Source organism: Comamonas sp. GB3 AK4-5 (assembly GCF_041320665.1).
In the GTDB taxonomy this organism is placed as follows: domain Bacteria; phylum Pseudomonadota; class Gammaproteobacteria; order Burkholderiales; family Burkholderiaceae_C; genus Comamonas.
This window is the reverse complement of record NZ_CP166730.1, coordinates 4,607,006-4,629,895: the sequence shown is the minus strand read 5'-3', so window position 1 is coordinate 4,629,895 and position 22,890 is coordinate 4,607,006. Positions and strand designations below refer to the sequence as shown.

The 22,890-nt window shown below is 60.6% G+C and carries 19 protein-coding genes; 8 read left to right on the top strand and 11 right to left on the bottom strand.

The window, feature by feature from the left end; all coding sequences use genetic code 11:
• Window positions 1-32: 32 nt before the first annotated feature.
• On the bottom strand, window positions 33-2,258 hold the full coding sequence (locus ACA027_RS20520) for a FepA family TonB-dependent siderophore receptor (RefSeq protein WP_370680034.1): 2,226 nt from the start codon (window positions 2,256-2,258) through the stop codon (window positions 33-35).
• 175 nt (window positions 2,259-2,433) lie between these two features.
• Between ACA027_RS20520 and ACA027_RS20515 the strand changes: the two genes are divergently transcribed.
• Window positions 2,434-3,399, top strand: a complete 966-nt coding sequence (locus ACA027_RS20515) for a siderophore ABC transporter substrate-binding protein (protein ID WP_370680033.1) — start codon at window positions 2,434-2,436, stop codon at window positions 3,397-3,399.
• Between the two features lie 133 nt (window positions 3,400-3,532).
• Here the strand turns inward: ACA027_RS20515 and ACA027_RS20510 are convergent, their stop codons facing one another.
• On the bottom strand, window positions 3,533-3,979 hold the full coding sequence (locus tag ACA027_RS20510) for a hypothetical protein (RefSeq protein ID WP_370680032.1): 447 nt from the start codon (window positions 3,977-3,979) through the stop codon (window positions 3,533-3,535).
• 93 nt (window positions 3,980-4,072) lie between these two features.
• On the opposite strand from ACA027_RS20510, the gene ACA027_RS20505 reads away from it, so the two are divergent.
• Window positions 4,073-4,567 carry a hypothetical protein gene (locus tag ACA027_RS20505; protein WP_370680031.1) on the top strand — a complete coding sequence of 165 codons (495 nt, stop codon included), beginning with the start codon at window positions 4,073-4,075 and terminating at the stop codon, window positions 4,565-4,567.
• Window positions 4,568-4,768: 201 nt separating this feature from the next.
• The gene (locus tag ACA027_RS20500) at window positions 4,769-6,787 is read left to right on the top strand and encodes a TonB-dependent copper receptor (RefSeq protein ID WP_370682644.1); all 2,019 of its coding nucleotides are present in this window, start codon (window positions 4,769-4,771) and stop codon (window positions 6,785-6,787) included.
• Window positions 6,788-6,890: 103 nt separating this feature from the next.
• Here ACA027_RS20500 and ACA027_RS20495 read toward each other — a convergent pair whose 3' ends face one another.
• The 8 genes from ACA027_RS20495 to ACA027_RS20460 all read right to left on the bottom strand — a co-directional run bounded on the left by ACA027_RS20495 (window position 6,891) and on the right by ACA027_RS20460 (window position 15,772).
• Entirely contained in the window at window positions 6,891-7,349 is a 459-nt protein-coding gene (locus ACA027_RS20495; protein ID WP_370680030.1) for a DUF3304 domain-containing protein, read from the bottom strand.
• A gap of 109 nt (window positions 7,350-7,458) precedes the next feature.
• The gene (locus ACA027_RS20490; RefSeq protein ID WP_370680029.1) at window positions 7,459-7,977 is read right to left on the bottom strand and encodes a hypothetical protein; all 519 of its coding nucleotides are present in this window, start codon (window positions 7,975-7,977) and stop codon (window positions 7,459-7,461) included.
• 148 nt (window positions 7,978-8,125) lie between these two features.
• The gene (locus ACA027_RS20485; RefSeq protein ID WP_370680028.1) at window positions 8,126-8,578 is read right to left on the bottom strand and encodes a hypothetical protein; all 453 of its coding nucleotides are present in this window, start codon (window positions 8,576-8,578) and stop codon (window positions 8,126-8,128) included.
• A gap of 33 nt (window positions 8,579-8,611) precedes the next feature.
• On the bottom strand, window positions 8,612-9,016 hold the full coding sequence (locus ACA027_RS20480; RefSeq protein ID WP_370680027.1) for a contractile injection system protein, VgrG/Pvc8 family: 405 nt from the start codon (window positions 9,014-9,016) through the stop codon (window positions 8,612-8,614).
• Window positions 9,016-11,136 carry a DUF2235 domain-containing protein gene (locus ACA027_RS20475; protein ID WP_370680026.1) on the bottom strand — a complete coding sequence of 707 codons (2,121 nt, stop codon included), beginning with the start codon at window positions 11,134-11,136 and terminating at the stop codon, window positions 9,016-9,018. The genes ACA027_RS20480 and ACA027_RS20475 overlap by 1 nt, the downstream gene beginning before the upstream one ends.
• A 30-nt stretch (window positions 11,137-11,166) precedes the next feature.
• Entirely contained in the window at window positions 11,167-11,688 is a 522-nt protein-coding gene (locus tag ACA027_RS20470) for a DUF3304 domain-containing protein (protein ID WP_370680025.1), read from the bottom strand.
• Entirely contained in the window at window positions 11,685-12,599 is a 915-nt protein-coding gene (locus ACA027_RS20465) for a DUF4123 domain-containing protein (protein ID WP_370680024.1), read from the bottom strand. Before ACA027_RS20465 ends, ACA027_RS20470 begins: the two co-directional genes overlap by 4 nt.
• A gap of 17 nt (window positions 12,600-12,616) precedes the next feature.
• Complete coding sequence (locus ACA027_RS20460) at window positions 12,617-15,772, bottom strand: type VI secretion system Vgr family protein (RefSeq protein ID WP_370680023.1); 3,156 nt, start codon at window positions 15,770-15,772, stop codon at window positions 12,617-12,619.
• A gap of 311 nt (window positions 15,773-16,083) precedes the next feature.
• Here ACA027_RS20460 and ACA027_RS20455 point away from each other — a divergent pair, with 311 nt between their 5' ends.
• From ACA027_RS20455 to ACA027_RS20435, 5 genes are all read left to right on the top strand, one after another.
• Window positions 16,084-17,025 carry a TauD/TfdA dioxygenase family protein gene (locus tag ACA027_RS20455; protein ID WP_370680022.1) on the top strand — a complete coding sequence of 314 codons (942 nt, stop codon included), beginning with the start codon at window positions 16,084-16,086 and terminating at the stop codon, window positions 17,023-17,025.
• Between the two features lie 125 nt (window positions 17,026-17,150).
• Window positions 17,151-18,206, top strand: coding sequence for an ABC transporter substrate-binding protein (locus tag ACA027_RS20450; protein WP_370680021.1), 1,056 nt, complete (start codon window positions 17,151-17,153; stop codon window positions 18,204-18,206).
• A gap of 26 nt (window positions 18,207-18,232) precedes the next feature.
• Window positions 18,233-19,339, top strand: a complete 1,107-nt coding sequence (locus ACA027_RS20445; RefSeq protein ID WP_370680020.1) for an ABC transporter ATP-binding protein — start codon at window positions 18,233-18,235, stop codon at window positions 19,337-19,339.
• 7 nt (window positions 19,340-19,346) lie between these two features.
• The gene (locus ACA027_RS20440; RefSeq protein WP_370680019.1) at window positions 19,347-20,255 is read left to right on the top strand and encodes an ABC transporter permease; all 909 of its coding nucleotides are present in this window, start codon (window positions 19,347-19,349) and stop codon (window positions 20,253-20,255) included.
• A 79-nt stretch (window positions 20,256-20,334) separates the two neighbouring features.
• Complete coding sequence (locus ACA027_RS20435; RefSeq protein WP_370680018.1) at window positions 20,335-21,669, top strand: serine hydrolase domain-containing protein; 1,335 nt, start codon at window positions 20,335-20,337, stop codon at window positions 21,667-21,669.
• Window positions 21,670-21,676: 7 nt separating this feature from the next.
• Here the strand turns inward: ACA027_RS20435 and ACA027_RS20430 are convergent, their stop codons facing one another.
• Complete coding sequence (locus tag ACA027_RS20430) at window positions 21,677-22,804, bottom strand: ABC transporter permease (protein WP_370680017.1); 1,128 nt, start codon at window positions 22,802-22,804, stop codon at window positions 21,677-21,679.
• Between the last annotated feature and the right edge of the window lie 86 nt (window positions 22,805-22,890).

The window sequence follows — 22,890 nt, the reverse complement described above, 5'->3', positions numbered from 1 at the left end:
CGGGTCAGCAGATGCGGGTCAGCAGATGAGCATCAGAAGCGGCCCGTCAGCGACACATAGTAGGCGCGGCCCAATTCGTTGTACGACGCTGCACCAGCGCCCGAGCTGTTGGACTCGCGGTACAGGCGCTTGTCGGCCAGGTTGGTGATGCCAAAGTTCAGCGAATAGTCCTTGGCGAGCTGGTATTGCGCGCCAATGCCGAACAAGGCATACGAGCTCAGTGGCTGCAGCTGGTTGCCGGTGGAGGCCGCGCCACCGGACTGGATGGTGCGAGGCTCCTGGCGGCCGTAGAAGGTGGCATTCAGCTGGGCCGAGAGCACGGCGTTGACCTTCCAGTCCAGGGTGGAGTTCACGGTGTACTTGGGAATCACGGACAGTGGCTGGTCATTGCTCTTGTTGTGGTTCTTCAGCATGTAGGTGAAGTTGTTCACCAGCTTCAGGCTGCGGCCATCCTTGCCATCCAGCGGCAAGGTCAGATTACCTTCAAAGCCCTTGACGATGGCCTTGCTGGCGTTCATCCACTGAAACACCTGCGAGGTGCCGACCACCACGGGAGCGCCCTCGCTCATCTCCGAGTAAATCTTGTTCTTGTAGTCGTTCTGGAAGTAGCTCAGGCTGGCATCCAGACCGTTGTGGTTGGTATAGGCCACGCCCAGCTCTTTGTTGATGCTGGTTTCGGCCTTCAGATCGGGGTTGCCGACGATGTAGCAGCCAGAGCCCATGTTGGGCGAATTGATCGGGCAGCCATTGCCACGCGTGTAATACAGGTAGTTGATATTGGTCTGGTAGAGGTTGGGCGCCTTGAAGGCCCGTGCAATGCCGCCCTTGAGCTGCCAGTTGTCATTCACATGGTAGGTGGTGTTCAGACTGGGGCTCCAGTTGTTGCCCGACTGGCTGTGGTGGTCGAAGCGCATGCCCGGTGTCACGATCAGATTGCGCACCAGCTCGAAGTTGTCTTCCACGAACAGGGCAAAAGTCTGGGCATCGGACTTGCCGCTGCGCACGCCAGAGCCACCGGTCAGGCCGCCGATGTTGTTGCCACCCGTACCCGTGCCCTGGCCCATGGCCGCTGCGTCATCGAGCTTCTCGTTGCGGTACTCAAAGCCGCTGGTGAGCATGTGCGAGGTGCTGCCCAATTTGAACGGGGTGTTGATCTCACCCGTCAGAAAGTAGTTGCCCAGCTTGGATGACACCTTGTCCGTAGCATCGGTGATGGAGCCTTCCGGACCACCCGCCAGGCCCACCGGGTTTTGCCAACGGCGCGTGTTTTCATACTGGAACAGCAGACGCGATGTACCCCAATCCCAGGTGCCACGGTGGTTCAGGCCCACAGTGTTGCGGTTGGTGCGGTTGGTTTCCTTGCCCATCATGGATTCACGGATGGGGGCATTCGCGTCGATGCTGACCGGGGTCTCGCCGGTGTAGATATTGGTCTGGCGGCTGGCTCCCAGCTCCAGTTCCAGCACCTGGCGGGGCGTCAGATCCCAGCGCAGCATGGCGTTGATGTCCTTGTTGCGCACGCCTTCGCGGCCTGCCGGGGCAATTTGCGAAGTGGTGCTGGACGTGCGGTTCAGGTCAGGGCTGTCGGCATCGGTCTTGGCGACATTGCCAAACAGGCGGAAAGAGAAGTTCTCTGCCAGCGGGCCAGACAGATTGAAGCTGCTGCGCTTGGTGTCGCCCTCGTTGCCGTCTTCCTGGAACTTGCCATAGACGGTGACCGAGCCCTGTAGCTTGCCAGAGGGCTTTTTGGTGATGATGTTCACCACGCCACCTGCTGCGCCCGAGCCGTAGCGTGCGGCCGCAGGGCCACGGATGACTTCGATGCGCTCGATGGCTTCCACCGGCACCCAGTTGGAGTCACCACGGGTGTCACGCTCACCGCTGCGGCCCATCTTGGCGCCATTGCGCGATTGCACAGGCTTGCCATCGATCAGGATCAGCGTGTTTTCCGGGCCCATGCCGCGCAGGTCGATCTGGCGGTTGTTGCCGTATTGGCCCGAGGCGGAGTTACCAGTCAGGTTGACGCCGGGCATGGTGCGCACCAGCTCGGAAATATCGTTGGCCGGTGCGCGCTCGGTCAGCTCTTCCTGGGTGATGACAGACACCCCCAGCGCTTGCTTGAGCTCTTCCTCCGCAGTGGCGCGAACCGTGGTTTCGCTCAGCACCTGGTCTGTGCTGGTTTGGGCCGTCACGGCGCTGTGGGCTGCCAAGGCGATGGCAGAAAGGGCAAAGAGGCGGAAAGTTGGAGAGCTGGACATCAACGGACAATCAGTAAATTGCTAACGGGAATCATTCTTATTTAATTCTAGCAACATGATGTACGATTGATAATTATTCTTGTTCTTGTTTCGTTGTTATTTCATCGAAAAATGAAGTTTGATGACTTCAGATGCGAGCAAGAAGTTGTTAATTGTCAACTTCATGGAAAAGCAGATGCCCTCTATCTCCCTCTTCTCATCGCGTCGCCATTGGTTGGCTTGTGCCGTGGCCAGCATGTGCACGCTGGCACCAGCAGCCTGGGCGGGCCCGTCCCAGACCATTGCGGTAGCGCACGCCCGCGGCGTGACCCAAGTCCCCGCCAAGCCGCTGCGCGTGGTGGTGTATGACCTGGGGGCGTTGGACGCCATGCAGGCCCTGGGCATCCCCGTTGCGGGCGTACCCAAGCTGCAGTGGCCGGACTATCTGAGCGGCTATGCCGATGCCCGCTACACCGTGGCGGGTTCGCTGTTTGAGCCTGACTACGAGGCCTTGAGTCGCATCCGGCCGGATCTGGTCATCGTCGGTGGCCGCTCGGCTGGCAAGTTCGAGCTGCTGAGCAAGATCGCCCCCACGCTGGATTTCACGGTCAATCCCCAGCAGATGCTGGCGGATATGGAGCGCAATGTGACGGCGCTGGCGGGCCTGTATGGCAAGCAGGCCCAGGGCCAGGCGCTGATGGCCCAGGTGCAACAGGAGGTTGGGGCGTTGCGGGCCGTGGCCGGCAAGGCGGCGCCTGGTGTGCTGCTGATGGCCATCAATGAAAAAATCATGCCCCAGGCACCGGGGGCGCGCTTTGGCTTTTTGTTTGATGTGTTCGGCGCCCCGTCGCTGCTGACGGCCAAGGATGTGCCGGCGCGCGGTGGTCCGGCCTTTGGCTTTGACGATCTGGCCAAGCTGCAGCCGCAGTGGATTTATGTGATCGACCGCAACACCGCCACCGGCTCGGCCCCGGGCGGCGGCGCCATCGTTCCGTCCACCCAGGTGTTCGACAACGCCCAGGTCCGCGGCACGCCGGCCGGGCAAAAAAACCAGGTGGTGTTTCTCGACCCCAAGGGCTGGTATTTGATGGGCAGCGCCGGCCCTACGGCCATGTTGCGCAATGTGGCCCAGCTCAAAAAGGCCTATGCGGCAGCGCGCTGAGGCAGCCTGCGGTCACCATCAAAACCATAGCTTCTATTGCTGATACAGCCTGGTTTTGAGAGGGTTTAAATAGCAAGAGCAGCCCTGCATAAGCAGTGGCTGCTCTTGTTTTTTGGGGGGTACGTGGACGGGCTCAGTCGCCATCGTTCTCGGTGTGTGGCTGGCCATGTGCTGCGTTGGCGTCCCCGGGCAGCAGATGCTCGCCAATGCGCTTCCAGGCACTGGCTGCGTCCATCTCGCCGGCAAAGTGGTGGCAGCTGGCGGCCGTCATGGCGATGCGGGCGTTCTCGCTGTCCAGGTCAAAGGCCAGCTCGCACTGGGCGGCGGCATTGCTCCACATCACCAGGGCGTTGGGCGAGTCTTCTTTTTGCAGGGCATAGGCCTCGGCCATCCAGGCCTGGGCCAGGCGGAAAGCGGCTTCGGGCTGGTCGCGGTCGGCCTGGTGGGCGCGGTGGAAATGCTGGCCTGCCCGCTGCCACAGCCCGCGGGCCTGTGCAAAGTCGGTGGTGGCCACGGCCTGGGCTTGTTGCACCAGGGCATTGCCGGCGGCCAGTTCGGTGTTGTAGGAGTCTGCAGACATGGGGCGATTGTCGCAGCGCAGCCACGGTGTCGGCGCCATTTTTTGCGCCAACGCAGGAAGTGGGTGTGGCAGGCAGCACCATAATCCCCGCCCATGTTGGAGTTGATCCGTCGCAATCGCCGCCTGGGCCGCTGGGTGCTCGCGCTGTGCGCCATGCTGTGGCTGGTGGCCATGCTGGCGGGCGTGCGCGTGCGCGTCATGCCCTGGCCAGAGGCGGCTGCGACGACACCAGAGGCCGCCATGGAGCTGGCCGTGCAGCACGATATCTGCACGGTGATGGACGATGCGGCCCAGCCCTTGGGCTTGGTCGACGGCCAAGCCACGCCAAACACGCCCGCCGCAGCGCCTTCGCCCGGTGCTCATGCCGGCGCGCATGGCGATGCTCCCGCTTCCTCCCACAGCCATCAGGACCCGGACTGTTTGCTGTGTATCGCCCTCAGCCCCCCGGCCACGGTGGCGCTGCAGGTCTACAAGCCGCCTCGGCCCGTGCATGGCCCGGTCTGGCTGGCGCCTGCCTATTTCCCACCCGCCCTGCAGGCGGCAGCGCCGCTGCCCCCGCGCGGCCCCCCTGCCAGGTTCCACGCCTGACAGCGCCCAGCCCCTGCGGCTGCGCGCTTCACTCATCACTTTTTGATTAGCTCCTCGCCCATGTCCATGGGGCGCGGCCGCATGCGGCCCTGCCTGTGAACATGGGCTGGAGTCGTGGAACTTCGCATGTCTTACCCCTTTCTCGCCTTTGCGCGCGCGGGCCATATCGCCCTGCCGCCCCTGCCTTTTGCTTTCTCCCCCATGGCCCTGGCCTGTGCCGCCAGCCTGCTGCTGCCGGTCGCAGCGCAAGCCGCCAGCACGGCCGATGCCGCCGCCAGCGATACCTTGCAAGAGGTGGTGGTCACCGCCGTGCATGACCATTCGCCCGTACAGGTGGTGACCGACCCCAAGCAGCCGCGCCAGCCCATCCCGGCCAGCGATGCGGCCGACTACCTCAAGACCATTCCCGGCTTCTCGGCCATTCGCAGCGGCGGCTCCAACAGCGATCCGGTGTTTCGCGGCCAGTTCGGCTCGCGTCTGCCACTGCTCACCAATGGCACCCAGCTGCAGGGGGCCTGCCCCGGGCGCATGGATTCACCCAGCTCCTATATCTCGCCCGAAACCTTTGACCAGCTCACCGTGGTCAAAGGCCCGCAGACCGTGGTCTGGGGCCCGGGCGCCTCGGCCGGCGTGGTGCGTTTTGACCGGCTGCCGCCCGAATTCACCGAGCCCGGTGCCAGGCTGGAGGCCAGCCTGCTGGGCGGCGGCCATGGCCGCAACGACCAGACCGCCACGCTGGAGGTGGGCAACAACCAGGTCTATCTGCGTGCCACGGCCAACCATTCCCACAGCCAGGACTACCGCGACGGCCGTGGCCAGCGCGTGCCCTCGGCCTATGACAAATGGAATACCGATGTGGCCCTGGGCTGGACGCCCGACGCCAATACCTTGCTGGAGCTGAGCGCCGGCGCTGGCGATGGCTGGGCCCGCTATGGCGGCCGCGGCATGGATGGCAGCCAGTTCCGCCGCGACAGCTGGGGCCTGCGTGCGGAGAAAAAACACCTCACCCCCTGGCTGACCAAGCTGGAGGCCCAGGTCTACAGCAACAAGGCCGACCATGTGATGGACAACTTCACGCTGCGCACCCCGCCCACCACCGGCATGATGGCGGGTGGCATGGCCAGCAGCGTGCGTCGCACCACCACCGGCGGCCGCGTGGCCGCGACCTTGGAGCCGGGCGCAGGCTGGCAGCTGGTCACAGGCTTTGACGGCCAGTACAGCCCGCATGACATGCGCAAGGGCACGCCCGCAGACTCCTACGCCAACAAGGACTGGGAACGCAATGCCAAGTTCGCCAACTTCGGCTGGTTTGCCGAGCTGGGCTGGCAGGCCAGTGCGCAGACGCGCTGGGTGGGCGGCCTGCGGCTGGATAAGGCCCAGGCCTGGCGCTATGCCACCGGCTACGGCGGCGTCAGCCCCATTGCTGCCGACAACGAACGCAGCAAAAACGCCATGCCCAGCGGCTTTGTGCGCTGGGAGCAGCAACTCACCCAAAGCACCACGGTCTACGCCGGCCTGGGCCATGTGCAGCGCTTTCCGGACTACTGGGAGCTGATCTCGCCTGGCAACAGTACGGCCAACAAGGGCAACGCCTTCACCACGCTGCAGCCCGAAAAAACCACCCAGCTGGACGTGGGCGCGCAATGGAAGGGCCAGGGCTGGCAGGCCTGGGCCTCGGGCTATCTGGGCTATGTGCGTGACTACATGCTGTTCGACTACATGGGCATGGGCTCTGCCGTGCGCAATGTGGATGCACGCACGGCTGGCTTCGAGCTGGGTGGTAACTACAAGCTCACCCCAGCGTGGACGGCACAGGCCACGCTGGCCACCACCTGGGGAGATAACCGAAGCGACGGCCGCCCCTTGCCCCAAACCCCGCCGGCCGAGCTGCGTCTGGGCCTGGACTATTATGCCCAGGGCCCCTGGACCGCAGGCGCGCTGTGGCGCCTGGTCGCGCCCCAGCACCGCTATGCGCTGAACCAGGGCAATGTGGTGGGCAAGGACATGGGCGCAAGCAGCGGTTTTGGCGTGCTGTCGCTCAACGCCAGCTACCGCGTGAACCACCAGTGGAAGCTGCTGATGGGCGTGGACAACCTGTTCGACAAGGCCTATGCAGAGCACTTGAACCTGGTGGGTAATTCCGGCTTTGGCTTCCCCGGAAATACACGCATCAACGAGCCGGGGCGTACCTGGTGGGTGCGGGCGGATATGAAGTTTTAAATGCAGCTAAAACCATAAAAATCGGCCGCAATCGCGGCCGATTTTTTGACACGTTTTTTATTATTTGCTGAGAAGTATTATTCGAGGCTATAAATCCCATTGATTAATTTTTTATTTTTCTAAGAGGAACTCCTGGAGTCATTTCTGCTTCAGGTCCTTTGAGAGGAGAGTCGGGGTGCCATAGAGACATGGGGGTAACAAAAACCTTGATCTCCCCATTATAAAGAAAATGGACATCAAATTGACCTGATTCTTTGTACTCAGGGATGGGAATCGTTCGTTCTTGGAAACTCTTTCCATGGTCATTTGTCCACTTGATAGTGACTTTTTGATCGGGTGACCATTTCTTCGGGATACTAATGCAGCACACAAATACTCCGCCGCCTTTATGAGCATCTAAAAATCCTCCTCCATAACCATTAACGAAAAAATCCCCTATACTTTTGTCGGTATGGTTATATCCAATAATATTTGCAGGATAGGAAGACTCTTTACACGATGTCAAGACCGGTAAGAAAATTAGAAAAATCGAGATGTAAATCAAATTTTTTATTTTCTTCATGTATTGCTCCTAAGAAATAATTTAGAAGATTTGAATAAAATCTGCACCTTTCCACGAGGTTCAATGAACCAAATTTTCCCAAGCGTGAACCTAGTCAATTGGGGATTATTCATTGGTTATGCAAAATCTCCCATTGGCGATTAATTTCTAATCCTCTTGGCGTTTTTTCGGGCCAAAATTTTTCTGGAATTAATTCCACGGTGTTATCTGGGTAAATATGAACACCAAGATAGGTGAATTTTTTGTCAGGGCGATTAAGTATAGGGGTGTTGCTGGAGTGAGTGGTGTCTCCATTGCCTGGCATACCTTCAGGACCATCTAATCGCCAAGTCACGGTTTGCGGACCAAGGGGAACAGGAATTCCAGTAATAATCCCTCCATTACCTCTATGGAGTTGGCCTGCAGAATCTCCTATGAATTTTCCGTTCAGCAGAACATCGAATATAGGACGTTCAAGATAGCTTAAAAGGTTGACGCTGAAATAGATGATTTCTGGTTTGGGGATGTGAGGCATGGATTGGCCATGTATAGCTTGCTCTTTCTCATCAGGGCGGCAAGCTGCTATATGGATTGCAAGCAAACCTAGACTTGCGAAGAGAGCATGACGGCGTGTAGGTGTGAACGACATAGCGGTGGGACGAGCAGGTCTTTAGAGAGGCTAATCGTTGGTTTATTTTTGAGTAGTTGGCTAGATTTTTTGCCATCGCTGGAAAAGTGCCTCACCTTTCTCTGTGCGCGTGCGCGGTCAGAATTTTTCGGGGATCAAATCCACTGTGTTATCGGGATAAATGTGAACACCGAGATAGCGGTGATTGGGGGGCGTGGAGGATAAAATTGGGCGATTTGATCGCTTGAAAATTTTCCCCGGTTCCTGCATCGCACCATTCAATATGTTGTTCTCCTAACTTCATTGGGATGCCTGTTATAAGTCCCCCACCACCAAAAGCGCTGGCAACGCCAATGTCTTTTTTGTTGATGTAAACATCAAATATTGCGTAATCAAGATAGCTAATGAGTGTCACATCAAAATATGCAAATTCAGCTTGTTTTTTTGTTGCATTCATTGAAAATATTTTCCAAATATTGGAACTCCCTTCAGAGGGACGACAAGCTGAAAGTCCCGCAGATAAAGCTCCTAATGTGGCTAAAAGCATTCGGCGGCGAAATGGAATATCGGCTGTGTTTGCGCCCGGCTGGGAAGCATCCGGTTGAAGCTTGTAGTGAGCCATTTCAGGAGCTCCTGTTGTGCGCTATGAAGGTGATCAGCTCTTTGCTTTCCAGGCTGCCGAGTAAATGGTTGTACTCCAGCTGCTGCATATGGGGGGGCGTGTGCGCCAGGGCGCTGGGCTCTGGCGTGCCAGGGCTTGCACGGCGTCTTCACTCTCTTGCGCGGCCTGGCGGTGAAAGCGTGCGGGCGAGGCCTGGCTTTGCGGTGCAGCGCTGTCCTGGCTGCTGTCGGCAAAGATGACGATTTCGTGGCCCCAGGCCGCTTCGGGTTGGGGTTGAACGCGCCAGCCTAGGCCTTCTTCGGCCAGCAGGCGGGACAGGAATGCGTAGTCGCTCTCACGCCACTGGGTGCAGTAGCTGCGGGCAGGGATTTGCTGCAGCAGGGTGCTGGCATCGCTGCTCAAGCGTGCTGCGTCACAAAACTGTAGTCTCTGCTGCATCAGCTCCAGTCAAACACCTCGCGGTAGCGCCCATGGCCGTCAGATTCCCGCCGAGTGCTGGAGGCAAAGATGCGGACGCCCGTTCCCATGATGATGCCCATGCTCTCTCTCAATTCCGGGGCATCGACATCAGACATCAAAGCCATGGTGCCCGGCTGCTTGGCATCTTGCTCAATCACTCGCTTTTCAAATTGATTGAGCTTGTAGGGTGACCGATATTCATCGATTTCTTCGAATGAGCCGCTTTCGGAGAAATTGCCAATTTTGGTCTGCCGCGCCATCCAGGCATCGTGGGCCTCTTTCTTTTCCTTGACTTTGGCGATGAACTCGTCGGTATCTTGTTGGGTAATAGGGCCCAGCATATAGAAGCCGGCGTGTGAATCATGGATGTATTGGTCAAGAAATTGATCCACGGCTTTGGGAATATCATTGGCCTTGGCCACAGCGGCCAACAAGCGCTGCTGAACCTCTGAAGGCTTGCGCGGTGCAGGTGTGGAATCGTAAGCACTGGGTTGCGACTGTGCTCTTTGCACCGCTTTTTCGGCCGCGCGCACATCTGCTTTCCAATCGGTTTCTGCATCTGCAAGGTTTTGCCTGTCTTGCGCATTGGCCGCTTGGTAGCTTTGCATGGCTTCAAATTCCGATGCTTGTGCCTTGGATGCCCGCCAGCTCCAGTATAGCCCCATCTGGCTGCGCAAGCGATTTTCTACGGCTGCACCGCCTTGGGAAATATCTTGTTTTTCACTGAATTTTGTCCACTGAATATAATCGCTAAAAGCCTTGTCCAGCTTTGGGTCTATTTCAAAATCGGCTGAAATTTTCCCTGCCATCTCATCTTTGAAGTCCAGGCGAACGCCGGAAATCAGCGCTTGCGCATACATGTCCATCAATGGGACTTGGGACACCAGGTTGCTGCGGCCTCCCACTCCCTTGCCTTGGCTACCGGCTGCATAGCCTCCCCCTACATCGGAATGGGCGCCCGGGTACACATATTCCTGGGTGTTTGCAGGGTAGCCATTTCCCTTGATGCGAGCGGAAGACAGGGGAAAGTTCTGGCGGATTTCATGCGCCGCCACATAGTGTACGCAGCGTTGCACGCCGCGTATATCCATGGTTTTATTCGCCCAATTCTGAAAACCATTGGCTATGCCTGAGCTGGCAGGCAGGCCGGAAGAGGCTACGGTATCAAAAATACCCAAAAAATTAATTTCTAAAGTGGCAAAGCCTATTTTTTTCTCTTTGGCCACCAGCTGAATCCATTGGCAGAAAGCTCGGGCTTGAGCGGCGCCGCGTGAAAAACCAAAAACCGATAAATGGATTTTGGTGATGCGGGGGCGCTGGTCTGCAATGGCATTGCAAAGGCGCTGCTGTATGTCTGCAAAAACGTCGACCATATCCGAGGCTCTTTTGGAAGACCAGGCGCCGGGTAGCTTGGATTTTATACAAAGATTTTTTGCTTCATCGAAGGGGATTAATGGATTCCGAAAATGAGATATGTGGATGGCATTGTAAATTTGAATTATACCCCAGTGGATACGGGCCTCTCCCCCTGTTCCCCAGCGTTTTCCATTATCGGATTCTTTGTCTTCGTCAACTTCTGGAAAAGCTGTGCCTACCCCTGCAGCGTAAAATCTAAGATGGTTGGAACGATCATTTTTATGTGCTCTGAAAAGGCTGACTACATTGCTATGACTCAGATCATTCAGGTCTCGGTCCATATTGTTATTGGTGCCATCAAAAAAAAGACCCACATGGATTTCTTTTTCGCAGCTCAGGCCATCAGCCTGCGCGGCATCGGCCTTTTCCGCTCTTTGGCTGGCCTCCCGAGTGGAAAGCACCACTTCTTTGCGTGATTTGTCTTCCGGGGTTTTGAATTGGCACTGATTGCCGCTGGTGGTGCTAATCCAGGCCTCTGGTGTGGTATTTTTAGCTTTGGGGTAATTCGCAGACCATTGGTCTGACCTGCCTTTTTCATCTACCCAGCTCACCAGGGTACGGCCGCTGGGCTTTTCAATAAATTCAGCCAATACCAAAATGGTGCTTTTAAAGAAACGATGGCGACGCTCCTGGGTTTGCTTGTCAAAACCAATCTCATACCAGCCTGTCGTAAATTCACTCATAAGTTGCTCCAACAGATATTTTTATGGAAGTCATTTTTTCCATCCTGGAGGAGCTATAGGCTCATCTGGCCCTGGATACCCCTTTCCTCCCGCAAGTTGAGGTGAAACAATCAAACGTACCTCTCCATTGGGTAAAAAATGCGGGGCGATATAGTCAACAGGTCTGGTATATGGCTCAATAGCCACTTTTTGCTCATGCCAAGTCTCTTTTTCAGCTCCTGGTCTGCGGTCCCCTGGGATTCCACTGGACGTAGTCCACTTAACCGTGGCGGTGAGACCTTCATGCCATTTTTCAGGGATGGTAGTACAGCATAATATTCCATCGATTCCGTAAGCACGAACATTTCCACCTGATTTTCCATCAATATAATATTGATGAATATAATCTTGTGTATGGTTGTAAGCTGTGATTTGAATAGGTATGCGGGCTGGGGCTACAGGTTTTTGATGGCTACTGCAGGCAGAAAGAAGCAGCGAAAAAAATGCAATAAATAAAAATCGCGTGGTATGGATGTGACCTGTTGCCAGGTTGAGAGATTTAAAAGTATTCATGATTTTTCCTGCTCCAAGGTATCCCACAGTACATCGCTCCATGCATTTTTCAGTGCGGTAAAGCTCTGGCCTTGCTGTACGGCTTTCCAGGTGTTCTGGAGCTGCGGGTGTTTGTGAAAATGCTCGCCAAAACCGAGGGACAGCACAACAAACTGCAAACGGTCGGGGTTGCCTTGCAGCTGCAGCTGGGTAGCTGTTTGCAAAATACGCAGCAAGCTTGAATAGAAGCGGCCGCGATGCTGCTTGGGCATCAGAGCGGGGAGCACTTCTTGTAGCTGTAAAAAAATGCCGTCCGGCTCGGCTGCATCCAGCATGGCGGTGAATTGCGAGTCATTGATTTGCAGATGAGGGAGGGGGTCCACAGGCTCGTGCATGGGGCTTGGCGCTTTCCAGGTTTGCAGGCTCCCTTCTTCTCTGTGAAACCAGTGCCAATGGGTGATGGATGTTGTGATGCGCAGCCGCTGCGCGTCAGACAGCTGGGCCAGCAACACGGGGAGCACTCGGGTATCTGCGACCCGGCAGTGCACTTTGAGCTGCTCATGTTGTGCCTGGGCCAGGTAGGCAAAGCATTGCTGCAGTACCGGTAACGGCTGCGTGGCAGCAAAACAGCTCCAGGCGGGAGCGTCAGGGGCTGTGCTTATCAGCCGCTGCAAGCTCGAAGTCAATTTTTCGGCTTCTTGGGGAAGCTCCACCAGCAGCAGGCCGTGCTCACCATAGGCAGCCAGCGGAGTGAACTCCAATGCCCGCTGGCTTGCCCAGCCCAGAAAGCGCAGCGCCGGCTTTAAATGCTGGGGCTCCACCAGCGCACCATCTACCAGTAGCCAAGACTGGTGGGACGAGGCTGGTGCTCGCAAGGCCTGGGCCATCGCTTCGATGCTGGCAGGAGAAATGGGGTCGAATAAGAACAGCAAAGCTTTCTGCCGGTGGTTTATTGATGGATTGCAAAGGGCGAGCCGCTTTGGGCGGCCTTGAGCAAGCAGGCAACGCACACACTCTGAGGGAAAAGCGGCAGCGCATACCCACCCCGCACCGGCCCCTGCAGCGTGCGCATAGACGTTTTGTAGGTAATGGTTCCCGGTGCCTCAAACGTGATGCTGCCGCCCTCTAGCTCTATGGCCGCGCCCTGGGCCGTGGCGATGCGCAGCTTGCGAGAGGCTGCTATTTCCACGGCGGCATTGGCGCTTTGCAGCGTTAGCTGCTCCTTGGCTTGAACCTTCAGCGTGCTGCTTTGTGCCTGCACATCGATGGCGTCCTGGGCGGCGATGATGCTCAGGCCCGTGCCGTCATGGTCTGCCTTGGCGGCTGCAGCCACCAGCCCAATGGCCTGGCCTGTGTGCAGTCTGGCCTGGGCATTCAAAGCCAGGTTGATGGCACCGCCTGCGGCCAGGCTGATGTCTTCACCCGCCACCAGTTGCATGTGCTGGCCGGCAATGGCAAGCAAGCCGTCTTGGGCGGCTGCGGCGATCACAGCGTCACCGGTGTGGGGCACGCGCTTGTCGCCCGTGCTGGGGTCTTTCTCGCTGGCTTGGCTGAGGGCTTGCTCGGTGGCGTCGGCGTTGACCAGGGTGCTGGCCGTGCGCAGCATGGCGGCATGCGGGGCATGTTCGCTGTCCATGCTGCTGGCTGCGGCCTTGTGGCTGCCCGCATGGCCGGGCAGGCGCACGGTTTGGTGGGTGGCGGCGGCTTGATCCAGCCCTTCTGAGAGCGTGCTGAGTTGCTTGAGCAAGGCCATGCCGGGGGCAAAGTCGGCCGTGGGCTCGAGCTTGCTACCGGCAGGGCCATGGTAGGTGGTGAGCAGCACGCCTGCGCCGCCCCGGACTGCGGCATAGCCATCGGTGCGCAGCTCAAAGCCCTGGCCGCGCAGGCCGCCGCGGTAGTTGTCCTGCTGGTGAATCACATGGCCCAGATTGAGCTGGGAGTGCTGGGCGCTGCTGGCCAGCTGCACACGCAGCTGTTGGTCGCTGTCGTCAAACACCAGCTGGTTGTGACCGCTGCCGCCCAACTCTTTGGATTTGAAGCCCCACAGTGCCGTGGCATTGCGGTGGCCTTCGGGCTGGGGCGAGGCCGCATGCCATGCGGGGGCGTGGCCGCCACCCAGGCCTGCGGCCAGATTGTGCTGGGCGCTGACCATGCCGTCATGGGCCTGGGCAAACAGGCTGTTGTCGTTGTCCGCCGCGGCTTGACCGCCGGGTGTGGGCGTGATGCCACCCGCACCCTGGCCGTTGTAGAGGGCAGAGATGACGATGGGCTGGTCAGGGTCGCCATCGGTGAATTTGACCAAGACCTCCTGGCCTATGCGTGGCAGCCATTGCCAGCCCAGGCCGGGGCCGGCCTGGCGCTGCGCGACGCGCACCCAGCGGGTGCTGCGGTTGTCGGGACGGGGATTGCTGTCTTGCTGCTGCACCTGCTCGCCCTGCCAGTGGAAACGCAGGCGCACATCGCCCCGGGCATTGGTGTAGATCTCGTCGGCGCCATTGGCCTGGGGGTTGCCATCGGGGCCTACGACGATGGCGCTGTGCACCCCGAAAACCTGGGGGCGGTTGGCCATAAAGCTGCTGGGTGCGCTGGGCTGCGGCTGGAGCAATGGCGGGCGCCAGGGCAGGGCGGCTTGGCTGGCCCGGAAGCGATTGGCATAGCCATGGGCACGGGCGGCTGCGATCAGCGTGGGTTCGGGCCTGGGCTTGTGGCCGCCTTGGGTGGTGGTGAAGGAGGCGATCAGCACAGCGGAGAAATCCGGCGCCAGAGGTGCTTGATCGCCTTCCCAAAAGCGGCTCTCCCAGGTCTTGCTGTCTGCCGCTGGGGTTTCGGAAACGGAAACAGGCGCGAGATCGCTGACGCCAAGGGAGGACGCTTGGATATCAGGGGCGGCAGGGGCCGTATCGAACCAGAGGTGGTCTTCAGGCCTGCCCAGGCTGGCCTCTATGGCTTGCACACTGCCCGTGGGCAGATCGTTGAAGCCGACTTGCTCCAGGGCATCCAGCAGCAGGGCGACTTCGGCACTGCTGGACTCCGAGGACAGGCCCAGGGCGGGAGCCTCTTGCACGGTCAACCGGGTGCCGTAGTGGGCGCTGCGCAGGCTGGAGTGGCCTAAAAATGTATCGCTGTGGGCTTCTATGCCTTCGATCAAACGCTGTGCGCTGCGCTCTACCGCGCGGCTGCCTTCCAGGGCTTTGCTGTGGTCATCCTGGCCGAGCAAATGGTCGTATGCCAGCCGTGGTGCATGGGCCGCCGGTGTGCGTACCTGGGTGCTGGCCTCGTGCAGGCTGCGGGCATCGGGGTTCCAGATGGCCACGCTGACGCTGGAGGCACCCATGCGGCTGCGGCGTGCCAGGGCCTGCACGGCGTCATCCGTCTCTTGCGCATCCTGGCGGTGAAAGCGTGCGGGCGAGGCCTGGCTCTGCGGGGTTGCGCTGTCCTGGGTACTGTCGGCAAAGATGACGATCTCGTGGCCCCAGGCGGCTTCGGGCTGAGGTTGAACGCGCCAGCCCAGGCCTTCTTCGGACAGCAGACGGGACAGGAAGGCGTAGTCGCTCTCACGCCACTGGGTGCAGTAGCTGCGGGCAGGGATTTGCTGCAGCAGGGCGCTGGCATCGCTGCTGCAGCGCCAGACCGCACCTTGGGCCGCATAGGGCGCGAGGAGCTGCTCGATGATGTCTGCCAGCGACCGGTCTTGAAAGATCTGGCTGCGCCCTTGCTGGGTGGCCAGCCACAGCCAGGGAGCGAGGGTAAAACGGTAGCGTGCCAGGCCGCCTTGTGCATCCAGGCGCTCGGCCAGGCGCACCAAGCCGCTGCGGGTGTAAAGGCTGCCGTCCGCGCAGACCGTGTGCAGCAGCAGGCCTTGGCCGAGCAGATCGTCCAGCACCAAATCGGCCTCTAAGCTCAGGCACAGCAGACGTATCTCACCGATCTCGCTCAGCGCTTCGCGTGCAATCCAGGCCTCGGGCTGCAGGGCTTGCACCATGGTTTGGGCTGCTGTGGAATCTGAACGGCCGGGAGCCAGTTCCACGCGGTACAGGCGGGCGTCGGCGCTGAGGGTGACGGGGGTGAGCAGGCTGGCAAGGTCAGCGGAATAGGCAGTAAGCATAGGAAGCGATGAGACCGTAGATGTGCGCAAGATGGCGTACCGCTTGGCGCCGAACTTGGCATGCTTCCACGGACGGGCTGCGGCTTGTGCTTCCGTGTTTAAAACGCGTAACTGTCCGTGGTGCTTGCTCTGCTGCAAGCCAATGGTGTGCTCACACTCTGAATCCTTCTTTTCCCTGCACTTCGCAGGGGAGACGGAGCAAAGATGATTGCTGCATAAGCAAGTCGAAAATTATTCGTTCTCAGAAGAACGGCGGCTTCCTAGACTGGCCTCCAAGCGCATACGAGCGCCAGAAAAAAAGGAAGTCCGCCATGTCTGCCGTTCTCGCCACCTACGATTTTTCTCGCAATGCCCGTCTGCAGCCCGCACAGGGGGCGGCAGGTGCGCAAGATTTTGTGATCCGGCCCGTTCCCGGCGCGGCCGGGGATTTGGGGGCACAGGTGCTGGGGCTGGATTTGTCCCGACCACTGTCTGATGCCGACTTCAATCGCCTGCAGCGGGCGCATTGGCAGCATCATGTGCTGGTGTTCCGCGACCAGCGCATCACGCCGGCGCAGCAGGTCGCTTTCAGCCGCCGCTGGGGGCCGCTGCAAATCCATGTGCTGCGCCAGTTTCAGCTTCAAGGCCATCCGGAAATCCTGCAGGTTTCGAATGTGCGCAATGCACAAGGCCAGCCCGAGGGGCTGGGCGATGCGGGGCAGCTCTGGCATTCCGATCTCTCGTACAAGGAAAAGCCTTCGCTGGGCAGCTTGCTCCATGCCCAGGAGCTGCCCAGCGAGGGCGGCGACACCTTGTTTGCCGACCAGCATGCAGCCTACGACGCCCTGCCCGAGGCGCTGAAAAAACAGCTGGTCGGCCTGCAGGCCGAGCACAGCTATTTGCTGCATTACGAGACGCTGCGTGCCAAGAGCCCCTGGCGCCCGGCGCTGACCCAGTCGCAGATCGACGAGGTCCGGCCCACCGTACACCCCGTGGTCACTACCCACCCGGGCAATGGCCGCAAGGCGCTGTTTGTCAGCGAGCATTTCACCAGCCGCATCCTGGGCCTGCCCGGTGATGAAAGCCGCGATCTGCTGGACCAGCTGTTTGCCCACAGCGTGCAGCCGCAATTCGTCTACCGCCACCAGTGGCAGCCGTACGACATGGTGTTTTGGGACAACCGCTCGGTGCTGCACCTGGCGGCCGGCACGCCGGCGCATCTGCGCCGCAGGCTCTATCGCACCACGGTCGAAGGCGATACGCCCCTGGCCTGATTCCTTCCGCTGACGGATCTTTATTGCTTTGAAATTGATAGCTTCCACTGCTTTTGCAGTGGGCTCTAGGGGCTGTTTTGCCTGAAATTTTTGGCAAAAGCCTTCCCCCTTTTTTGGACCTGCGCATGACACCAACTGCTTTCATCTCACCCCGCACTCCGCGCTCACCTCTGCGCCGCCGCCTCACCGGCGCCTTGGCCTGGGCCATGCTGGCGGCCGGCCTGGCAGCCAGCACGGCCCAGGCCAAGGAGGGCCAGCTGCGCATTGCCCAGCAGTTCGGCATTGTCTATTTGCTGCTGAATGTGGCCCAAGAGCAAAAGCTGATCGAAAAGCACGGCAAGACCCAGGGCGTGGACATCCAGGTGGACTTCGTCAAGCTCTCCGGTGGCCCGGCCGTGAATGACGCGCTGCTGTCCGGCAGCATCGATATTGCCGGTGCCGGCGTGGGCCCGCTGTTCACGATTTGGGACCGCACCAAGGGCAGGCAAAACGTCAAGGGCGTGGCCTCGCTGGGCAACTTTCCCTACTACCTGGTGAGCAACAACCCGGCGGTGAAGACCATTGCCGACTTCACGGACAAGGACCGCATTGCCCTGCCCGCCGTGGGCGTGTCGGTGCAGTCGCGCATTCTGCAGTTCGCCTCGGCCAAGTTGTGGGGCGAGGCCCAGTTCAACAAGCTGGACAAGCTGCAGGTGGCCATTCCCCACCCTGAGGCCACGGCCGCCATCATCAAGGGCGGCACCGAGATCACCGGCCATTTCGGCAACCCACCGTTTCAGGAGCAGGAGCTGGCCGGCAACCCGCAGGCCCATATCGTGCTCAATTCGTATGACGTGCAAGGGGGGCCGGCTTCCAGCACCGTGCTCTACGCCACCGAGAAGTTCAAAAACGACAGCCCCAAGACCTACCGCGCCTTTGTCGATGCGCTGGACGAGGCCGCACGCTTTGTGGCCGCACAGCCTGAGCAGGCCGCCGACATCTATCTCAAGGTCAACCACAGCAATGTGGACCGCAAGCTGCTGTTGCAGGTGATTCGCAACCCGCAGGTGCAGTTCAAGGTGCAGCCGCAGAACACGCTGGCGCTGGGCCAGTTCATGCAGCGCGTGGGTGCCATCAAGGCCACACCCACACAAATCTCGGACTACTTTTTTGACGACCCACGTGTAGCGGGCGGGAATTGATCCCCCACGCAAGAAAGGAGCTTTTGATGCCTCGCTTTGCCCCCGTTGCCGCCGGTATTCGCCAGCGTTTTTTTCAACAATTGGCGGCCGAATGGGAAGGCCCGGACGCGTTGCACACGTTCGAAGCCACGCCCCTGGCGCCACAGCGCATCGAACGGCTGAAAAAACAGCATGTAAAGCTAGGGGATAAAGCATTCGGCGCTCCCATACCTGGAGCAATAAGCGCCAATGACGCTGCGCCAACCACCACTGCGGTCCCCCTGCTGCAGCTGCAAAACGTCAGCCTGGTCTATGCCACGGCCAGCCAGCAGGTGCGGGCTACGCAACGGGTCAGCCTGGAGGTGTTCGAGGGCGACCGTTTTGTGCTGCTGGGCGCATCGGGTTGCGGCAAGAGCAGTCTGCTCAAGGCCTTGGGCGGTTTTCTGCAGCCTGCCGAAGGCCAGATCCTGCTGGGCGGCCAGCCCGTCCATGGTCCGGGGCCGGACCGGGTGGTGGTGTTCCAGGAGTTTGACCAGCTGCCGCCGTGGAAGACGGTGCGTGAGAACGTGATGTTTCCGCTGCTGGCGTCGGGCCAGCTGGGCCGCAAGGCTGCAGGCGAGCGGGCCGACGCCATGATTGCCAAGGTGGGGCTGGCGCAGTTTGCCCAGGCGCACCCGCACCAGCTTTCCGGCGGCATGAAGCAGCGTGTGGCCATTGCCCGCGCACTGGCCATGCAGCCGCGTGTGTTGCTGATGGACGAGCCTTTTGCCGCGCTGGACGCGCTGACCCGCCGCCACATGCAGGAAGAGTTGCTGGCGCTGTGGGAGGAGCTGCGCTTCACCCTGGTGTTTGTCACCCATTCCATCGAAGAGGCGCTGGTGGTGGGCAACCGCATTGCCATTCTCTCGCCCCATCCGGGCCGCGTGCGGGCCGAGGTCAACAGCCATGACTTTGATCTGGCCAGCCAGGGCGGTGCCGCCTTTCAGGCCACGGCCCAGCGCATTCACCGCCTGCTGTTCGAGCCGGCCGCAGAGTCAGCGGTACCGGACTCTGCGGCTGCTGCGGCAGAGCCTGCCTCGCCCCAGAGCCCGGCACAGCGGGAGGCGGCTGCCTCTGCGCCCCCGGCCTGGGCCAGCATACCCATCACTTTGTGAGCCGCCCATGTCCTTGACCACTGTCACGCCTTCCCCGCTTGCCGCCACGGCCATTGCGCAACCGCCGGTGCGGCCCGAGTACGAAAACGCGCTGCCGCCGCTGGGTCGCATCGCCCCCCATCAACCTCTGCCCTGGCTCTCCCGGCTGTGGGGTCTGGCTGCCGTGCGCCGCGTGCTGATTCTGGCCCTGCTGGCTGCGGCCTGGCAGGCCCTGGCGCTGTGGCAGGACAATGATTTGCTGCTGCCCAGCTTCACCGCCACCCTGCGTGCGCTGGTAGAGGACTGGGCCAGCGGCGAGCTGTGGCGCAAGACCGCCACCTCGCTGGCCGTGCTGGCCCAGGGCTATCTGCTGGGCATTGCGGCGGCGCTGCTGCTGACCACACTGGCCGTGTCCACCCAGCTGGGCCGCGATCTCTTGACCACGCTGACCAGCATGTTCAACCCGCTGCCCGCCATTGCCCTGCTGCCGCTGGCCCTGCTGTGGTTTGGCCTGGGCCAGGGCAGCTTGCTGTTGGTGCTGGTGCACTCGGTGCTGTGGCCGCTGGCGCTGAACACCTATGCCGGCTTTCAGGCCGTGCCCGAGACCCTGCGCATGGCCGGGCGCAACTACGGCCTCAGCGGTGTGCGCTATGTGCTGCAGATTCTGATCCCCGCTGCCCTGCCGGCGATTCTTTCGGGGCTCAAGATTGCCTGGGCCTTTGCCTGGCGCACGCTGATCGCGGCCGAGCTGGTGTTTGGCGCCTCATCCGGCAAGGGCGGCCTGGGCTGGTACATCTTCCAGAACCGCAACGAGCTCTATACCGACAAGGTGTTTGCCGGCTTGCTCACCGTGATCGCCATCGGCCTGGCGGTGGAGACCCTGGGCTTTCACCAACTGGAGCGTTTGACGGTGCGGAGGTGGGGGGTGCAGCGCTGAGCGCGGCGGAGCAATGCCCTGGGAGGGCGCCTCATCTGGCAGCATGGAGGGCTGTCACTCCGAGAGAAAGTCTCGCGCCATGCGCCTCAAAACCTGTTGTGCTGCCACAGCCTGTGTGGCCGCTTTGTTTGCGACACCGGCTGCATGGGCGGCCACGCCGGTGGCCACTTACCCCGATGCTGCTGCCAGCGACCCCGCCAAGTTGGGCTGGATGGTGGGCTCGCCACCGTCGCCCGATCGCATGCTGCGGTTTGACGATGGTTCGTACTTCCGCTTTCCGGCGCTGCGCTGGAGCGTGGCGCACTTTCGCCAATTGATGCCGACGGTGAATGTCTCGCGCGGGCTGGGTGTCCCCGCAGCACTGCCGCGCGCACTGCGCAGCGATATCGATGCGCTGCAGTTTCAGCCCCTGGGCTCCGGTCAACCCATGAGCTGGCAGCAGTCGCTGGCGGCCAATTACACCGATGGCATTGTGGTGCTGCACCGCGGCAAGGTGGTGTATGAGCGCTACTTTGGCGTGCTCAAGCCCGAAGGCCAGCACGCAGCCATGTCGGTGACCAAGTCCTTTATTGGCACGCTGGCCGCCATGCTGGTGGCCGAAGGCCGGCTGGACCCGGAGCGCCGTGTGGCCGACTATGTGCCCGAGCTGGCCGCCTCGGCCTTTGGCAGCGCCACGGTGCGCCAGCTGATGGACATGACCACGGGCATCCGCTTCAGCGAAGACTATGCCGACCCGAATGCCGAAGTCTGGGCGCACGCGGCAGCGGGCAGCCCACTGCCCAAACCCGTGGACTACACCGGCCCGCGCAGCTATTACGCGTTTTTGCAGACCGTGCAGCCGCAGGGCATGCATGGCGCGGCCTTTGGCTACCGCACGGCCAATACCGATGCCCTGGGCTGGGTGCTGGCGCGGGTCAGCGGGCAGTCGGTGGCCGATCTATTGGCCGAGCGCATCTGGAGCAAGCTGGGCGCGGAGCAAGACGCCTATATGAGCGTGGACTCCACAGGTACGCCGTTTGCCGGTGGCGGTTTGAACTTGGGCCTGCGCGATATGGCACGCTTTGGCGAAATGGTCCGCAACGGTGGTGTGTTCCAGGGCCGACGCATTCTGCCGGCTGCTGCCGTGGCCGACATTCAGCGCGGCGGTGACAAGGCCGCTTTTGCCCAGGCCGGATACAGCCAGCTGCCCGGCTGGTCGTACCGGAATATGTGGTGGGTCACGCACAACAGCCATGGCGCTTTTGCCGCGCGGGGTGTGCATGGGCAGACCATTTACATCGATCCCAAAGCGGAGATGGTGATTGCCCGCTTTGCCTCGCACCCGGTGGCCGGCAATGCGGCCAACGATGCCACATCGCTACCGGCCTACCAGACATTGGCCTTGCATTTGATGGGGTGCAGCAAGGCGCCGTGAGCGGTGCTCAGGCCATCTGGCTGATGGTTTTGCGAAAGCGCGCCAGCGACAGCGCAAACAGCGTGCTGCCGATGGCTGCCAGTGCCAGGAAGGGCTTCCACACCACTTCCAGGCCGGCACCGCGGTAGAGAATGGCCTGGCCCAGTTCCACAAAGTGGGTGGTGGGTGCCAGCTGCATGATGTCCTGCACCAGCTGGGGCATGGATTCGCGCGGTGTCATGCCGCCCGACAGCAGCTGCAGCGGCAGCAGGGTGAGCACCATCAGCAGGCCGAACTGCGGCATGGAGCGCGCCACCGTGGCCATGAAGATGCCCATGGAGGTGGTGGCAAAAAGGCACAGCGCCGCACCGGCCATGAACAGCAGCAGGCTGCCCTCGATGGGCACTTGCAGCAGGCCGCGCACCACCAGGTTCAGCGACACGCCCACGGCCAGCAGCACCACCGCGCCCATGGACCAGACCTTGGCCAGCATGATCTCGGTGGGCGTGACCGGCATCACCAGCAAATGCTCGATGGTGCCGTGCTCGCGTTCGCGGATCAGGGCCGCGCCGGTGAGGATGATGGACAGCATGGTCACGTTGTTGATGATCTGCATCAGCCCGCCAAACCAGATCTTGTTCAGCGAGGGATTGAAGCGCGCGCGGATTTCCAGGTCCACCGGCAGCGCCGTGGCCTGGCGGTGGCGCTGCACAAATTCATTGACCTCGGCCAGCGCGATCTGCTGGATATAGCCGCTGCCCGAAAACGCCTGGCTCATGCGCGTGGCGTCCACATTCAGCTGCAGCTCGGTTTTTTTGCCGGCCAGCACATCGCGCTGGAAACCGGGGGGAATGGTCAATGCAAAGCTGAAGCTGCCGGCATCCATGCCGGGGTCCACCTGCTGCCAGTCCAGCATCTGCGGCGGCATGAACTGCGGCGGATAGAACGCCGAGGCAATGCGCGCCGACAGCGGCGACTGGTCCTGGTCGACGATGGCAATCGGTGCGTGGTGCAGCGTCTCCGGCATGGCCGTGGCGGCGGTGTAGACCGACAGCGTGAAGGTGTAGACGATGAGCAGCAGCATCACAGGATCGCGCCACAGGCTCCACAGTTCCTTCACGCCCAAGCGCCAAATATTTTTCAAACTATGCAGCATGGTTGGACTCCCAATACTTTGTTGAAGGACTTGGGTGTGTGATTCGTTTGGAAGCGCCCATACAGCGCTTCATGCTTTGTTGCGCG

Excerpts from the sequence above, each read along its gene's own strand:
- ACA027_RS20435 (WP_370680018.1), top strand. The coding sequence starts at position 20,335 with ATGCGCCTCAAAACCTGTTGTGCTGCCACAGCCTGTGTGGCCGCTTTG.
- ACA027_RS20490 (WP_370680029.1), bottom strand. The coding sequence starts at position 7,977 with ATGTCGTTCACACCTACACGCCGTCATGCTCTCTTCGCAAGTCTAGGT.
- ACA027_RS20505 (WP_370680031.1), top strand. The coding sequence starts at position 4,073 with ATGTTGGAGTTGATCCGTCGCAATCGCCGCCTGGGCCGCTGGGTGCTC.
- ACA027_RS20495 (WP_370680030.1), bottom strand. The coding sequence starts at position 7,349 with ATGAAGAAAATAAAAAATTTGATTTACATCTCGATTTTTCTAATTTTC.
- ACA027_RS20515 (WP_370680033.1), top strand. The coding sequence starts at position 2,434 with ATGCCCTCTATCTCCCTCTTCTCATCGCGTCGCCATTGGTTGGCTTGT.
- ACA027_RS20440 (WP_370680019.1), top strand. The coding sequence starts at position 19,347 with ATGTCCTTGACCACTGTCACGCCTTCCCCGCTTGCCGCCACGGCCATT.
- ACA027_RS20445 (WP_370680020.1), top strand. The coding sequence starts at position 18,233 with ATGCCTCGCTTTGCCCCCGTTGCCGCCGGTATTCGCCAGCGTTTTTTT.
- ACA027_RS20475 (WP_370680026.1), bottom strand. The coding sequence starts at position 11,136 with ATGAGTGAATTTACGACAGGCTGGTATGAGATTGGTTTTGACAAGCAA.
- ACA027_RS20470 (WP_370680025.1), bottom strand. The coding sequence starts at position 11,688 with ATGAATACTTTTAAATCTCTCAACCTGGCAACAGGTCACATCCATACC.
- ACA027_RS20460 (WP_370680023.1), bottom strand. The coding sequence starts at position 15,772 with ATGCTTACTGCCTATTCCGCTGACCTTGCCAGCCTGCTCACCCCCGTC.
- ACA027_RS20510 (WP_370680032.1), bottom strand. The coding sequence starts at position 3,979 with ATGTCTGCAGACTCCTACAACACCGAACTGGCCGCCGGCAATGCCCTG.
- ACA027_RS20520 (WP_370680034.1), bottom strand. The coding sequence starts at position 2,258 with ATGTCCAGCTCTCCAACTTTCCGCCTCTTTGCCCTTTCTGCCATCGCC.
- ACA027_RS20485 (WP_370680028.1), bottom strand. The coding sequence starts at position 8,578 with ATGGCTCACTACAAGCTTCAACCGGATGCTTCCCAGCCGGGCGCAAAC.
- ACA027_RS20500 (WP_370682644.1), top strand. The coding sequence starts at position 4,769 with ATGGCCCTGGCCTGTGCCGCCAGCCTGCTGCTGCCGGTCGCAGCGCAA.
- ACA027_RS20430 (WP_370680017.1), bottom strand. The coding sequence starts at position 22,804 with ATGCTGCATAGTTTGAAAAATATTTGGCGCTTGGGCGTGAAGGAACTG.
- ACA027_RS20455 (WP_370680022.1), top strand. The coding sequence starts at position 16,084 with ATGTCTGCCGTTCTCGCCACCTACGATTTTTCTCGCAATGCCCGTCTG.
- ACA027_RS20480 (WP_370680027.1), bottom strand. The coding sequence starts at position 9,016 with ATGCAGCAGAGACTACAGTTTTGTGACGCAGCACGCTTGAGCAGCGAT.
- ACA027_RS20450 (WP_370680021.1), top strand. The coding sequence starts at position 17,151 with ATGACACCAACTGCTTTCATCTCACCCCGCACTCCGCGCTCACCTCTG.